Consider the following 14154-nt stretch of genomic DNA (forward strand, 5'->3'; position numbering starts at 1 on the left):
CACGCTTTGTCTCGGATGATTCACTTTTACCCCCTCAATCCGCGTATGTGCCAGTTGGGGGTGCGGAATGTGGGTTGAAACACAAAAGTATTCTGTTCACTGTTAACAATCCATCCATTGCCGGAAAAAACCTAAAACCCTATCAGGGATTGAAACTGGATACGGTACTGGCGCTGATTCGGGGTGCATAGAGCCGGAAAAAACCTAAAACCCTATCAGGGATTGAAACGGTTTAACCCGGCGATCGGAACCTTTCGGAACATCACGCCGGAAAAAACCTAAAACCCTATCAGGGATTGAAACAAAGATACTTTACCCGCTTCACTCGTAACAGCAGGGAGCCGGAAAAAACCTAAAACCCTATCAGGGATTGAAACGCCCGACAAACTCTCTCCCGGATTAGCCGATGCGCCGGAAAAAACCTAAAACCCTATCAGGGATTGAAACACCCTGTACCGTTGGCTAGGGGAGCATGGACAACTAATTGCGCCTACCGCCGGAAAAAACCTAAAACCCTATCAGGGATTGAAACGGAACGGCAAATCAGCGAAATACTGGAGCAAGACCGGAAAAAACCTAAAACCCTATCAGGGATTGAAACGCGCCGATGAACTCCGACAAGCATTCTCAGATGAACTAAGCCGGAAAAAACCTAAAACCCTATCAGGGATTGAAACTTACGCTCTTACATCTATTCTTCAAATATGTAACGCCGGAAAAAACCTAAAACCCTATCAGGGATTGAAACTTGTCGGCGCTGTGGCTTGTGCGATTTCTGCGGGTAAGCCGGAAAAAACCTAAAACCCTATGAGGGATTGAAACCCTTATAAGCTTTACGATCGCGCGCAGCCATTAACAGCCGGAAAAAACCTAAAACCCTATCAGGGATTGAAACTGATGGCAGCTACAGGCTGAATGGAATTTAGAAACTAGCCGGAAAAAACCTAAAACCCTATCAGGGATTGAAACATTCACATTAAGTGATAGCACTGATAGCAGAAGTGATAGCCGGAAAAAACCTATTTCCCCATCTAGGGCTTGAAACGCCCAAACTACAAAATTATTGGCTCAAAAATAGACCTCTCCTCTCTCTTTCTATCTCCTCCCATAACCTCAAGCAATCGATCGACTACACGCCTCCAAGTAAAATTTTCAGCCACAAAAGCCGGGCCCGCAACCCTCGCTTTCGCAGCCAATCCAGGCTGTTCGATCGCCCCTTGCATCAAATCAGTCAAATGTTCCCACTCAGGAGCTAAGATAAATAACGTTTCCCCCTCCCTCGCCACAGCCCTAAATTTACTTTCAATTTGCAGTGCAAAGTCCGATCGCGTAAAATCATCTGTAGGGCCGCCCGCAGTGCAAATAACCGGCAAACCACAAGCAGCAGCTTCCAACACCGGCAGATTAAAACCTTCTGCCAAATAGGGAGAAACATAAACATCTGCTGCTTGGTAAAACTCTGCTATTTGAGCAAAAGATAGCTGGCTACCAGTATAAATTAATCTTGGTAAAACCCTCGCTCTTTCCGCATCGTTGAGCACAACTCGGCTGGCTTGGGCAATCTCGTCTCTCGACGGATAAAGCAGTTCTGAACCTTTTAAAACTAATCTCGCATCTGGATATTTGTCAACTACCGCAGCGAAGGCTTTTAATAAAGGGCGAATGCCTTTGCGATCGGTTTGTCCTCCGATGTTTAAAAATATAAAAAAGTTTGACCAGCCCAAGCTTTCGCGCAGTGCTTGACGCCGATCGCCCGCAGCAGGATAATAAATCTTAGGATCGACCCCCAAAGGGACAACGGCAATGTGATCGGCTTCAACTCCGCTGCGAATTAAGCCAGCTTTTGACCAAGCTGAAGGTGTAATAATTTTCGTTTCTGAATTAACCTGGGTTTGGGCGATCGACTTAACACCCATTGCCTGTAATACTGAACTGGTAATAATCCCCCATTCTGTCGCTGCAAATACCCAAGTTTGAGCGCTGCTGGATGCCGAGAAGTCCCACGGGCAGTACATTCGCAGGGTAACATCGGCTGACTGATTTACCGCAGGGCTCTTAATGCTGCGAAGTAATGTTTCATTTGGGCGATCGAACAAACTAATTTTCGTCTCCCAAGCGGCGTCTATATAGGGCATATCGCGGTGGAAAAGCTCAATTTGTCCTCGCGGGCGAGCGAGCATTTCCAGCAGTTGAAATTGATTAGCTACGCAATAGGAATGATAAATAAAACGCCAGCCTTCAACAATAATCTGCAATTCAAAACACCCGCTTTTGCTATTAAAAACTCACCTCATAATTAGAAATTGGGAATTAGTAATTAGCAAGCAGAAATTACCAATTACGAAGAATTCAGGAGCCAGAATCCAGAACAGTTTCTGTGGGACAGGATGGAGAATCGAGCTTTAAATCCCGCGATTTTAATCGTGGTTCGCAAAAAATTCTTTCCGTGACAGTTACCCCTGACTTCAGGCATAGGTATGCTTAATTCAGTCTTCTTTCTTCTGATATCATATCCGATCGAGATCGAGCGATTAAAAGGGCGGGTTTTTGAGATTGTCAATTATTGGCAGATATTTTTCGTGAACCCGCCCCTACCTTATTAGGCGTAATCTACTGGACATAATATGACTTCTGACTTCTGACTCCTTCTCCTCAATTACTAATTACCAATTCCTTACTTAATCACTTGCCAATCCATAATCCGCCACTGTCCCTCTTGACGGATCAAGTCGTAGCGCACGCGCAGGTTTTCGTTGCGGGAAGAAACGAGCTGATCGCGATCGAACACTTCGGCTTTTTCCCCGACTTGGGCTTCTACTTGGGCGCGATCGGGATTAGTCGGATTTGTGGTAACTCCATTAACTTCCAGCTTGTGTACATAACGCTGGTGCGCGTTGTTACGCTGTTGAGCTTCTGCCATCAATTGCCAGCGAGACAAAGCCGGTTCTGTCAGAACTTGCTTTAATTCTTCGACAGCGTGATTGGGCCCCAAAGCCGCTGCTTTCGCCGATAGCCAGCTTTGAACTAAGTCTTTTGCTGCTACCTCAGTGATTTCTCCCGACACTGCCCCTGCAGCGCTCGGCTCTGGGGCAGGGGCCACGGCAGGGATTTCTAGGGGCGGTTCTTCCAGGCGGACGAGGGCTTGCTCTCCTTGGAGGGATGGGCCCGATAGGGCTTGCATCGCGCTAGCCAACAGACTGAGTATTAACCACAGGAATAACAGGCTCAGGACACCTGCGACTAGAAACAAAGCCAGCCTGTTTGGAGGCATGGACTTGACTTGGGCGGTAATTTCTGCTGCCTTGGTGCGCGCCCGATCGGCAAAATCGCCATTTAGCCCCTTGCTGCTTGCTCCGCTGCGCCCTGAATGTTGGCGTCTGCGATGTTTGGAAGTCGATTCAGCAGGGTGTGGCACTGTAGCTATCGGGAGAGAGACCGGGGCAACAGCGCTAGGCGCGGCCACCGTTCCCTGGGATTTCGCGCCCGACGCTGCGGTGGAAGCGTCGCCCGGTACGGGGGTCAAGGTGACTGTACTGGCTCCCTGCTTGGCTGTGGGTGGCTGTGCGGGTATGGCAGCGGGCGATCGGCCTGCTGTCGGTTGCAGTCGCCCTGGGAGCTTGCCGGCGCGGGGCTGCACGACGACCCATTCGTTGGCGGTTTCTGCGTCCTGTGGCAAAGCTTCTAGGTAAGCTTGTACTTTCGGGTCGGCAAAGTAATCTTTCAAGGACACTGACTCGTTGGCCAAGTCGCGGAAGTGGGGAAACACTTCTTCTTGTAGCCAGTGTTCGGCGTACAAGCACAGTCCGGGCAACAAGTCGGGTGAATCTTGGGAATGTTCGCGAATGAAGGCCAGGGGTTCTTTTTCCGAACTGAGTTCGAGGGCTCTGCTGGCTTCTTCTGTCTGGCCCAGCAGCAGGGAACAGACGGCTTTTTCCAGGTGAACGTCTTGGCGGCGACCGAGCTGCATCAGCATCAGCTTGGCGCGACGGATCATCGATGGCTGTCTGGCGGCAAATCCTTGGGCTAACAGGGTGTAGACCGAGAGGTAAGTGGCGACTGCGGAGGGGCGGCCGGCTTCGGCTTCAAATAGCGCCTGCTGCTCGCTGCTGGTTAGGTGTTTACGCATCTGCTGCACGAACCGGAGGAAGTCTTCTATTCCTAAACCCGATCGATCGTCTCCCGAACCGTCGATACCGCCTCGTTCTTGAAGCATTTCTCGCAGGATTTCCAGTCCCTTGCGACGCTCGGCGACTTTTTCTTCGGGGAGTGATAATAGCTCTAAAATGTTGTACGGACGGAGTTTGTATATGTCGGCTTGCATTTCACCCCTCACGCTTGCAAATAGGCTTTCGCGCAGCAGCAATTCTTGACCTGCTTCTAATGATTTTGCGGCATTTTCGTACTGACCTTGCTGCCACTGTTCGCGGCCGAGTTCTAGACAGGCAAGGCTGACGGTTAAAACTATATCTGGCCTCACGAGCTGCGGGTCGCCGAAACGACCTTCTGCGATCGCGATGCTGCCATTGTTAAGATACGGGCGACCCAGCTTCTGTACGATTTCGTATTCTCCCAGTTCTTGCAGTATGAGCAGGGCTCCTACGAATTGGTTGTCATCGATTTCAATACTTGGAGTGTGGGGGTCGGGAGCAGCCTCTAAAGCCTTGGACTCTGCCGGAGCGGTTTCTCCTGCGTCTTGCAGGACGGTGGCCGGGCCTGCTAAGGTTTTTGACCTCTGGTGCTTGGCTTCCTGTGCGGCTTCCGACTCTCGATCGTAAGTTTTGGCTAAAAAACTGGCATCGTAAGCTTTGCGCCCCTCTGAGTCTGACAGAACGGCGCAGGCTTCATCGAGCAGTTGTTTGCGGGCGACGATCGCAACTTCGGAATACTCCCGGCGCGGAAGCTGTAAAGTTCGATCGCGGTGAGCCTGCTGCAACTGTTCGGCAGTAGCTTGAATCGGTAGACCCAAAATCCGGTAGTAATCTAGTGGAATTAACATAAGTTAAAGAACTGTCCACTTCCCCAAAGCGCTAGCAACTGAATTAGCCTATCTTAAGTGACATACTCCCGCAAACCAAATCAAAAATTCTGGTGTTGGCTTCCAACCGCCCCATTCACGGTATGTTGGACTTGCCGTAGAGATACTCGGATTTTTTTCCCTCTAGGGCGTTTTACAGTGAGGAAAAGGGAAAGCCCCATTGCCCGTCAGCTAAATGAGTTGTGTGACTCTTGAGCATTTTCGGGTTTGAGAGTAATGGAATTATATCATTCGTTTGCATGGGGTTTAGATGGGAGTTGGTTCTCCGAGTCCCGGCAATCCGCCCCGAGGGCCAAACTCATTTTAACTTTTGAGGGGGTTTGGGGCAGCTCTAAGTCCCACCCTGTACCCGTTGGGTCAGCGTTGGGATACATGGACTCCCCCAAGCAAATTTTATCTGGTCAATCAGGCGTAAAATTTGCAAGCTAGAGGGAATAATTTTATCAGAAATATATATAATTCTAAAGGGATGTGAAAACAATGCAGCATCAAGCCGTCAAAGTTAGGCTATATCCGACAACCCAACAGCAGGGGATACTAGCTCAACACTTTGGCTGTTCCCGCTGGTGGTGGAATTACGCACTAAATATGTGTATTGAAACCTACAAAGCCACGGGTAAAGGCTTGACCCAAGTTGCGTTAAACAAACTCCTGCCAAACCTTAAAAAACAAGAAGAAACACAATGGTTGTCTGAGTGTTACTCTCAGGTTCTGCAAGCTACTACGCTTAACCTGGTAACTGCTTACAAGAACTTTTTTGAGTCTAGGGCAAAATACCCTAGATTCAAATCCAAGAAAAATAGGCAGTCAATCCAGTACCCGCAATCAGTCAAACTGGTTGACGGCTCCCTCAAGTTTCCCGGTCGTGTCGGCCTTGTCAAAGCCAAGTTACATCGACCGATTGAAGGAACCATCAAAACTGTAACAGTCAGTGTTACTCCTTCGGGGAAATACTATGCCTCTGTGCTGACAAAACTCGCAGGAGATAAACCAGTTGCTTGCACCGATGGAAAAGTTGCCGGAGTTGACTTGGGATTGAAAGATTTTGCTGTTGTTAATGATGGCATCAAGACATCCAAGTACCCTAATCCCAAGCATTTAGCAAAACATGAACGCAACCTTAAAAGAAAGCAGCAAAAACTAGCCAGAAAGGAGAAAGGAAGCAAGTCTAGAAATCAAGCCAGGAAACTGGTTGCTAGGGTTCACGAACGAATTAGCAATGTCCGCCAAGACTACTTGCATAAGCTGTCAAGAAAGCTTGTTGACGATAACCAAGTCATCGTAGTCGAAAACCTTCACGTTAAGGGCATGGTTCGTAATCACAAACTAGCTCAAGCAATTTCTGATGTAGGTTGGGGAATGTTTGTCAATTTCTTGCATTACAAACTTGACCGCGAAGGTAAAGTGTTAGTAGAGATTGACCGATGGTTCCCTAGCTCGAAACTCTGCTCAAATTGTCACTATCAGGTGAATGAAATGCCATTAGGTGTTAGGGTATGGACTTGCCCTAGTTGTGGTACTCATCACGATAGAGATGGCAACGCTGCAACCAATATCAGAGCAGAAGGAATCAGAATGCTATCGGTCTTGGGAACCAGGACTGCTGCTGATGGAGGGGATGTGAGTCCGAGACTGGGACGCAAGTCCAAGTTGACGCAATCCCCGTAGAAGTCAGAAGCTCACGCTGTACCTTTATGTCAGCGCTGGGTAGTTCACATGTCTAGGAAGCCGATCGTCGGGTATTAATTATTTATGGTTCAGGAACGGACTTTACCAGTTTTTGACGCGCAAAGCGTAACCATTTCTCGGGATGAGGGCTTGATGCTCTACGAGGATATGGTCTTGGGGCGCTATTTTGAGGACAAGTGTGCTGAGATGTACTACCGGGGCAAAATGTTTGGTTTTGTCCACTTGTACAACGGTCAGGAAGCTGTGTCTACAGGCGTGATTCGATCGATGCGCCGGGATGACACTGATTACGTTAGCAGCACCTACCGCGATCACGTTCACGCTTTGAGCGCGGGCGTCCCGGCGCGGGAGGTAATGGCGGAGTTGTTCGGGAAGGAAACTGGTTGCTCGAAGGGCCGCGGCGGTTCGATGCACATGTTTTCGGCCGAACACCGGCTGTTGGGAGGTTATGCTTTTGTGGCTGAGGGGATTCCTGTAGCTACGGGGGCGGCTTTTCAATCGAAGTACCGCCGCGAAGCTTTGGGGGATGAAAGTTCCGATGGCGTGACTGCTTGTTTTTTTGGCGATGGTGCTGCAAATAACGGGCAGTTTTTTGAGTGTTTGAATATGGCGGCTTTGTGGAAGTTGCCGATTATTTATGTTGTGGAAAACAACAAATGGGCGATCGGGATGGCCCACGAGCGAGCTACTTCTGACCCGCTGATTTACAAAAAAGCTCATGCTTTTGGCATGGCTGGTTTTGAGGTTGACGGGATGGATGTTTTGGCGGTGCGGGAAGTCGCGAAAGAAGCTGTAGCGCGGGCGCGAGCCGGCGAGGGGCCGACTTTGATTGAGGCTTTGACTTATCGCTTTCGCGGCCATTCTTTGGCCGATCCTGATGAGTTGCGTTCTAAGGAAGAGAAGGAATATTGGTTCCCTCGCGATCCGATTAAGAAGTTGGCTGCTGATTTGATCGATCGAACTTTGGCAACTGCTGAAGAATTGAAAGAGATCGATAATAAAATTCAAGCAGTAATTGATGATGCAGTCGATTTTGCTGAGAAAAGCGCTGAGCCAGATCCTAGCGAATTGTATCGGTTTATCTATGCAGAAGATGAGTAAGCTTTTGTGCATTTAACTTGTATGTTTAGGGCGGGCAGGATGCCCAACCCCGACTCCCCACAAGAGCGATAGATCCCCGTAGGGACACGGCGAAAGCCTTTGTCCCTACAGCACTTCCTAAACCGGAAATACGCTGTAAGACTTACCTACAAACTCTACTTGTAGGGTGTGCATTGCGAACCTTACTACCATAAATTGTGGCTAGAATCAAAGGTAGACTTTCTAGACGAAAAGAGGCGATATGATAAATCTCGATCGCGATCTAACTCAAGCCAGCAAAAATATGGGTGCTGTTCGAGTCAAAGTCAAGCTAACGAATGCCATTGATGAAGAGTTAGTCAAGAGAGGATTGCTCAATCCAAATCTGTTGCGCGTGTACGAAGCAGAAGCACTGATAGATACTGGTGCAGTACGCACAGCTATTCCTGTAGAAGTCTGCGAACACCTGGGCTTAAGAATTCGGAGTCAGGAAATAGCAAAATATGCTGATGGCCGACAAGAAACAGTGGGATTGACTGGGCCTGTTATCATTGAAATAGAAGGGCGCGAAACGATTGAGGCGGCAATGGTTTTAGGGGATATGGTGCTAATCGGTCAAACTGTGTTAGAAACTTTAGATTTGCTAGTAGATTGCAAAAATCAGCGTCTAGTTCCCAATCCCGAAAATCCCGAAAGGCCTGTATTGAGAGTTTAATACTCAATCCAGCTTAAATACCTCCTTTATTTGTAATGTTCGAGTGCTAATATCGGCATGATTCCAGCATTTTTAATTGGCACAAATTTAAGGGTTTACAAAGGCTTTTAGTCGTAGAGCCATTCTTCAAACTCATCTCTATCCATAAACTTATGGTTTAATTATTATTGCGAAATAAATCGACCGAAAAAGGTAAGGCTCGGCTCGCTGGAACCTGTGAAATTAATTTTTTTTGAGATTGAATTTCAGGAACGCTTAATGATACCGCAACTGGGGTATAACATTCTATACTAGGTGTTAACTACAGCAAAATACCGCAAGATTACCCGATAAATTCAAGAATACTGAAGAGTGGGAAGCTCCTTACGTGTTAACTACAGCAAAATACCGCAAGATTACCCGATCGCCCATCCTGTATATCGCCGCAAATGCAGCGCTACCCCCAACCCGCAAATCTCCCTTGCAGAAAGTACCACAAATGTGATACGGTTGAAGCTTGTGTCCAAATAACACCAGTCCATGCCAAAACTCAAAACTCGCAAAGCAGCCGCAAAGCGCTTTAGAGCGACCGGCAGCGGTAAGATCGTGCGCCGCAAAGCTTACAAAAGCCACTTGCTACAGCACAAAAGTTCAGCTCGCAAAAGCCGTCTCTCTAAGCTGGTCGTCATCGACGAGACCAACGACGCTAACGTGCGGTTAATGCTTCCATACTTGTAAAGTTTAACGGAAATTAAAGATGACACGGGTAAAACGCGGTAATGTCGCCAGAGCGCGCCGCAAAAAAATTCTCAAATTAGCCAAGGGTTTCCGAGGCTCACAGTCGAAACAGTTCCGCACAGCTAACCAACGGGTGATGCAAGCCCTGCGTAACGGTTATCGCGATCGCAAAAAACGCAAACGCGATTTCCGCCGCCTGTGGATTGCTCGGATCAATGCCGCATCGCGCCAGCACGGCACGAGCTACAGCAGACTGATCGGCAACATGAAAAAAGCCAACATCGAAATCAACCGCAAAATGCTGGCACAAATGGCGATCATTGACCCGGCAACATTCGGTAAAGTCGTGGAAATGGCTAATCGAGCCGGAGCCTGAAAGTTCCCTTGATTTTCAGAATGCACAAAGCAGAAGTAAGAAAGATTTAACTGTCTGCCAGAGAAGGAAAACTCCTGATGAATTTAGGAGGTTGAGACCAAGTTTCCTTCTTTGTTCTTACTTCTGGACTCTTGCTTTTTCAGAAATCGCGATCGGGCCGGTCGATCGCTATTTCCTTGTTTTTTATACAGTTGCAGAGGCAGATATCAGAGATTGCTATCGCCTTAAAATAAATAAAACCTTCCACAGACCTACCTAATTTTAAGAAAAACATGGATAGTAATTTGCTCATTATTTACTTGTCAGTCCTGCTCGCTATACTCGGCAGCACTTCCTGGTTTGTGGTGCGCCAGATTCTTAAAACTAGGAAGCTGGAAATGTCTCTGGAACGCTTAGAAAATAAGCTGACGGTAGAAAAAGGAACAGCACAGGAATACTACGAATTAGGAAGTATCTATCTAGATAAGAAGCTTTACTCCCAGGCGATCGTACTGTTTCAAAAAGCCCTGAAAGCCAAAGACTTAGAAGGGGAAGAAAATCAAGCTGTTATTTACAACGCCCTCGGTTTTGCACACTTTGGCCAAGAACAGTACGACATCGCGATCCGCCAGTACAAAGAAGCCCTGAAGTTGCAGCCAGAATACGTTACATCTCTCAATAACCTGGGTCACGCCTACGAGCGCAAGAAATTAACAGCCCAAGCCTTGGAAATCTACGAACAAGCTCTCGCCTGCGAGCCAGACAATACCACGGCCAAACAGCGAGTAGAGTCCCTTCGGAAGCGTTTGGTAATCTATAATTGAGCGCCCCTGTTAGGAGCAATAGAGATCCCGCAAACCTGGTTTCATTCAGAAACCGGGTTTTTTCTTAACATAGTCCAAGATACTAAACTATCCAATACATTAATGCGTTAGTTTTTAAGAACAGGAATTCCAAGTGAAGCTCGATCACACACCGTCCCAGCACTTTAAATTACTGTCAAGATAAAAGCAGTACCTGCAACGCCGGTCAGTCCTAAACAATAGAAGGAGGAGAACGTAGTGACATCAATTCTCGTTGTCGAAGATTCGTGGTTGACTCGCAGGGTAATCTGCAAAATCCTGCGAGCAGAAGGATACGAGACTTGGGAAGCATCCAGCGGCCCAGAAGCTCTAGAACTGCTCGGCACTAAAACCCCAAACTGTATGCTCTTAGACCTGCTGATGCCAGAAATGGAAGGTCGGGAAGTCCTGCAAGCCATGCGCGATCGAGGATATAAAATTCCAGTGATCGTAATTACCGCAGACATCCAAGCAAGCACCCGCTCCGAGTGCATGGAACTCGGAGCCCTGGCAGTCATTCACAAAATGCCCAACTCAGATGAACTGATCGGGTGGATCAAAAAAGCTCTCAGTGTCACCGAGGAGAGCAGCCAATGAAATTAAGCACTCGACAGCTCGATGCTTTGCAGGAACTCGTCAACATCGGGATCGGTCAAGCCGCAGGGGTTTTGAACGACATGATCGACTCCCCGATTCGCTTGCAAATCCCCTACCTTCAAATTCTGACTCCCACCGACGTGGAAGAAGAGTTAGAGCAGCACCTCAACGGCGAGCAAATCGCTGCAGTCCAGCTAAAATTCACAGGCTCCTTTGGAGGCATTGCCCAGCTAGTCTTTCCCACCAACAGCGCTGCCCTGCTGGTGACGATGCTCACAGGGGAAGAAGGAACTCACGATCTCGATTCAGTCAAAATTGGTACGCTGAGTGAAGTGGGAAACATTGTAATTAATGGGGTCATGGGTGCAATCAGCAACGTACTTCAGCAGCGCCTGAACTACTCAATTCCCACTTATAGCGAAGGGACGATTGCTAGTTTGCTGATATCTGGCGGTTTAGCTACTGATACAGTTGTTTTATTAGCCCAGACCAGTTTCATGATTGAAAGGCTTCACATTGAAGGAGATATCATTCTTATTTTCAATGTTAATTCCTTTGACACCTTGTTGACTGCTATCAATCAACTTGCCGGGGGTCTATGATTGAGGAGAGCAAAAGTATTAAGGAAAAGTTTGGGGTTCTCGACAGCGTACCAGTCGGCGCCTGCTTGCTGCAAGATGATTTTGTGGTGCTGTTTTGGAACACTTGTCTGGAAGAGTGGACTAAAATTCCCCGCAGCCAAATATTGGGAACAAAGATCACAACCCATTTTCCTCACCTGAGTCAGTTAAAGTACGCCACTCGCTTCAAGCAAATCTTTGCAGGAGGCCCGCCAACAATTTTTTCTTCTCAAATTCACAAACACCTGATTCCGGCAACTTGGCAAGACGGCCAGCAGCGAATTCAGCAAACTACTGTGACTGCTGTGCCGGCCCAAGAGGCTGGCATAGAAGAACAGGAGATTAGAGACTGGGTTCTCCATACTCTTGAGTTGGAATCAGAGGATACTGTCGGAGTCGGATCATCAAGAAGTGCTTTTTTGTCTAGCGAATCCCCACCCTCAGCTTCGTCATCAATATGGCCGGGGGTCAATGCCCCATCGTTCTACGCGCTGTTGGTGATTCAAGACGTGACTGACCTCACCCACCGCATCCAAGCTTACCGCACAATGCGGGATCAAGCTTTGGAAGAAGTGCAAGTGCGCCAGCGGGTGGAGGAAGAATTGCGATCGAGCCAGCATTTCATCCAGCAGATTGCTGACGCGGCGCCTTATTTACTGTACATCTACGATTTGACCCAACAGCGCAACGTCTACGTCAACGGTCAAGCTTCTAAATTGCTGGGCTACACTCCCCAAGAAATTTTACAGATGCAAACTGCTTTGTACTCCAGTTTGGTGTACCCAGAAGATTTGCCGAGGCTCAAAGCCCACCAGAAAAAATTTCCCTCGACTCAAGACGGGCATATTTTAGAGTTGGAGTATCGGCTCAAACATCGATCGGGCGAATGGCGCTGGTTTCGCTGCCGTGACCAAGTTTTCGCTCGCACAGCCGACGGCTGCCCCAAACAAATTTTCGGCACCGCTCAAGATATCACCGAGTACAAGCGGGCAGAAGAGACTCTGCGGCAGCAGAACGAACGAGAACTGCTGATGGCCACGATTACTCAGCACATCCGCCAGTCTCTGGATTTGGGCGAAGTGCTCAGCACGACAGTGACAGAAGTGCGTCAGTTCCTTCAGGCCGATCGAGTGATGATTGTCCGCTTCAACCCCTGTACCGGCAGTGTCTGCGCCGCCCCGGCGACGGGGGCGGTAACAGTGGAATCTGTAGCTGCCAACTGCAAGCCGATGTTGGGGGAAACCCTGGAAAAATTCTGTTTTGACCAGTTCTATCTCGAAGCGTACCAACATCGAGCGATCCGACCGATCGCCGATGTCTTGGCCGCGGATTTGCCGCAATATCAAATTGACTTGCTCGCACAATTCGCGGTGAGAGCTTATTTGGTAGTGCCTTTAGTGCAAGGAGACGAGTTGTGGGGGCTGCTGATGGCCCACCAGTGCAGTCCCCGGCAGTGGATGCAGTTAGAAGTAGAGTTGCTGTCTTCTCTGGCCACCCAGTTGGCGATCGCCATCAAGCAAGCAGAACTATACCAGCAGTTGCAAGCCGCCAACCTCAAGTTAGAGCGTTTGGCAACTTTAGACGAACTCACGCAGCTAGCAAACCGCCGCCGTTTCGATCAGTATTTAGAAATGGAGTGGCGCAGACAAGCGCGGGAACAAACGCCCATGTCCCTAATTCTCTGCGATATTGATTCTTTTAAAAGTTACAACGATACTTACGGGCATCAAGGCGGAGACGAATGTTTGCGACAAGTCGCCGCGGCGATCGGCAATGCAGTCAATCGCCCCGCCGATTTAGTAACTCGCTACGGAGGCGAAGAATTTGCCGTTATTTTGCCAAATACCTCGATTCAAGGCGCGGTGCTGGTAGCCGAACACATACAGCTCAAAATCGCAGCTTTACAGCTTCCTCACGCTGGTTCTCAGGTGAGCGAGTACGTCACTCTCAGCCTGGGCGTCGCGAGTATTGTTCCTGGATCTGAATCGGGAGCCGAAATTCTGATTGCAGCAGCCGACCAAGCGCTTTATCAAGCTAAACGACTTGGGCGCGATCGTATCCAACTTTACCAGCCCGATCCTGCTGCTGGCAAGCCGAATGGCACAGGCACTTCGATGCTTCCTGTAGATTTTTCTCTACCCAACACTAATTTACCCTCTCCCACTAGCGCTTGACGAATTGCAATATTTGTTGATTCCGAGTAGTTATACCACTCCACAAAAAAAATGCCACTGTAAGCCCGCGATCCAAACCCTGATATCCCTATCCCTCTGCTGTAACTTATCACCACAACTCCAGCACAACCAACTTTCTTTCTGAGCTCCGTTACATCAGAAGAAAGCCAATCCGTTGCCGAACTTCCTTCTTCAACATCTGCTATATCCTTGAGGGTTGCAGGTTCGGGATGCTAAAATCGAGCAGTACCATTTAAGTAGTTAAACAAAATTAATTACATAAATAACTAATATGATATAATAAGAATATTAAGTATATTTAAAGAGGTT

At 48.4% G+C, this 14154-nt stretch carries 11 protein-coding genes and 1 CRISPR repeat array; of the genes, 9 read left to right on the forward strand and 2 right to left on the reverse strand.

Annotated elements, in window-relative coordinates; translation table 11 throughout:
* The first annotated feature begins 119 nt into the window (after positions 1-119).
* Positions 120-969: a CRISPR direct-repeat array (repeat unit 37 nt; unit sequence GCCGGAAAAAACCTAAAACCCTATCAGGGATTGAAAC).
* A gap of 83 nt (positions 970-1052) precedes the next feature.
* Both QUB11_RS29570 and QUB11_RS29575 read right to left on the reverse strand, forming a co-directional pair.
* Positions 1053-2255, reverse strand: a complete 1203-nt coding sequence (locus QUB11_RS29570) for a glycosyltransferase family 4 protein (RefSeq protein WP_333206349.1) — start codon at positions 2253-2255, stop codon at positions 1053-1055.
* Between the two features lie 419 nt (positions 2256-2674).
* Entirely contained in the window at positions 2675-4996 is a 2322-nt protein-coding gene (locus QUB11_RS29575) for an IMS domain-containing protein (RefSeq protein WP_333392457.1), read from the reverse strand.
* A 519-nt stretch (positions 4997-5515) separates the two neighbouring features.
* Between QUB11_RS29575 and QUB11_RS29580 the strand changes: the two genes are divergently transcribed.
* The 9 genes from QUB11_RS29580 (at position 5516) to QUB11_RS29620 (ending at position 13824) form a co-directional block, all read left to right on the forward strand.
* Entirely contained in the window at positions 5516-6703 is a 1188-nt protein-coding gene (locus tag QUB11_RS29580; protein WP_333392459.1) for an RNA-guided endonuclease TnpB family protein, read from the forward strand.
* Positions 6704-6787: 84 nt separating this feature from the next.
* On the forward strand, positions 6788-7825 hold the full coding sequence (gene pdhA, locus QUB11_RS29585; protein WP_333063130.1) for a pyruvate dehydrogenase (acetyl-transferring) E1 component subunit alpha: 1038 nt from the start codon (positions 6788-6790) through the stop codon (positions 7823-7825).
* A gap of 241 nt (positions 7826-8066) precedes the next feature.
* On the forward strand, positions 8067-8519 hold the full coding sequence (locus tag QUB11_RS29590) for a retroviral-like aspartic protease family protein (RefSeq protein ID WP_333206344.1): 453 nt from the start codon (positions 8067-8069) through the stop codon (positions 8517-8519).
* A 519-nt stretch (positions 8520-9038) separates the two neighbouring features.
* Positions 9039-9236: a 50S ribosomal protein L35 gene (gene rpmI, locus QUB11_RS29595; RefSeq protein ID WP_006634164.1), complete on the forward strand. Its 198-nt coding sequence runs from the start codon at positions 9039-9041 to the stop codon at positions 9234-9236.
* Positions 9237-9255: 19 nt separating this feature from the next.
* Positions 9256-9612, forward strand: a complete 357-nt coding sequence (gene rplT / locus QUB11_RS29600) for a 50S ribosomal protein L20 (protein ID WP_333132957.1) — start codon at positions 9256-9258, stop codon at positions 9610-9612.
* 272 nt (positions 9613-9884) lie between these two features.
* Entirely contained in the window at positions 9885-10415 is a 531-nt protein-coding gene (locus QUB11_RS29605; RefSeq protein WP_333206342.1) for a tetratricopeptide repeat protein, read from the forward strand.
* A 237-nt stretch (positions 10416-10652) separates the two neighbouring features.
* Positions 10653-11030, forward strand: coding sequence for a response regulator (locus tag QUB11_RS29610; protein ID WP_333206340.1), 378 nt, complete (start codon positions 10653-10655; stop codon positions 11028-11030).
* A complete protein-coding gene (locus QUB11_RS29615) occupies positions 11027-11632 on the forward strand; it encodes a chemotaxis protein CheC (RefSeq protein WP_333067864.1) in 606 nt (201 codons plus the stop codon). Before QUB11_RS29610 ends, QUB11_RS29615 begins: the two co-directional genes overlap by 4 nt.
* Positions 11629-13824: a diguanylate cyclase domain-containing protein gene (locus QUB11_RS29620; RefSeq protein WP_333206338.1), complete on the forward strand. Its 2196-nt coding sequence runs from the start codon at positions 11629-11631 to the stop codon at positions 13822-13824. The genes QUB11_RS29615 and QUB11_RS29620 overlap by 4 nt, the downstream gene beginning before the upstream one ends.
* The last annotated feature ends 330 nt before the right edge of the window (positions 13825-14154 follow it).

The sequence above is a fragment of the Microcoleus sp. B6-A1 genome (assembly GCF_036705085.1).
Taxonomy (GTDB): Bacteria; Cyanobacteriota; Cyanobacteriia; order Cyanobacteriales; family Microcoleaceae; genus Microcoleus.

Excerpts from the sequence above, each read along its gene's own strand:
- rplT (WP_333132957.1), top strand. The coding sequence starts at position 9,256 with ATGACACGGGTAAAACGCGGTAATGTCGCCAGAGCGCGCCGCAAAAAA.
- pdhA (WP_333063130.1), top strand. The coding sequence starts at position 6,788 with ATGGTTCAGGAACGGACTTTACCAGTTTTTGACGCGCAAAGCGTAACC.
- QUB11_RS29590 (WP_333206344.1), top strand. The coding sequence starts at position 8,067 with ATGATAAATCTCGATCGCGATCTAACTCAAGCCAGCAAAAATATGGGT.
- QUB11_RS29615 (WP_333067864.1), top strand. The coding sequence starts at position 11,027 with ATGAAATTAAGCACTCGACAGCTCGATGCTTTGCAGGAACTCGTCAAC.
- rpmI (WP_006634164.1), top strand. The coding sequence starts at position 9,039 with ATGCCAAAACTCAAAACTCGCAAAGCAGCCGCAAAGCGCTTTAGAGCG.
- QUB11_RS29605 (WP_333206342.1), top strand. The coding sequence starts at position 9,885 with ATGGATAGTAATTTGCTCATTATTTACTTGTCAGTCCTGCTCGCTATA.
- QUB11_RS29575 (WP_333392457.1), bottom strand. The coding sequence starts at position 4,996 with ATGTTAATTCCACTAGATTACTACCGGATTTTGGGTCTACCGATTCAA.
- QUB11_RS29580 (WP_333392459.1), top strand. The coding sequence starts at position 5,516 with ATGCAGCATCAAGCCGTCAAAGTTAGGCTATATCCGACAACCCAACAG.
- QUB11_RS29620 (WP_333206338.1), top strand. The coding sequence starts at position 11,629 with ATGATTGAGGAGAGCAAAAGTATTAAGGAAAAGTTTGGGGTTCTCGAC.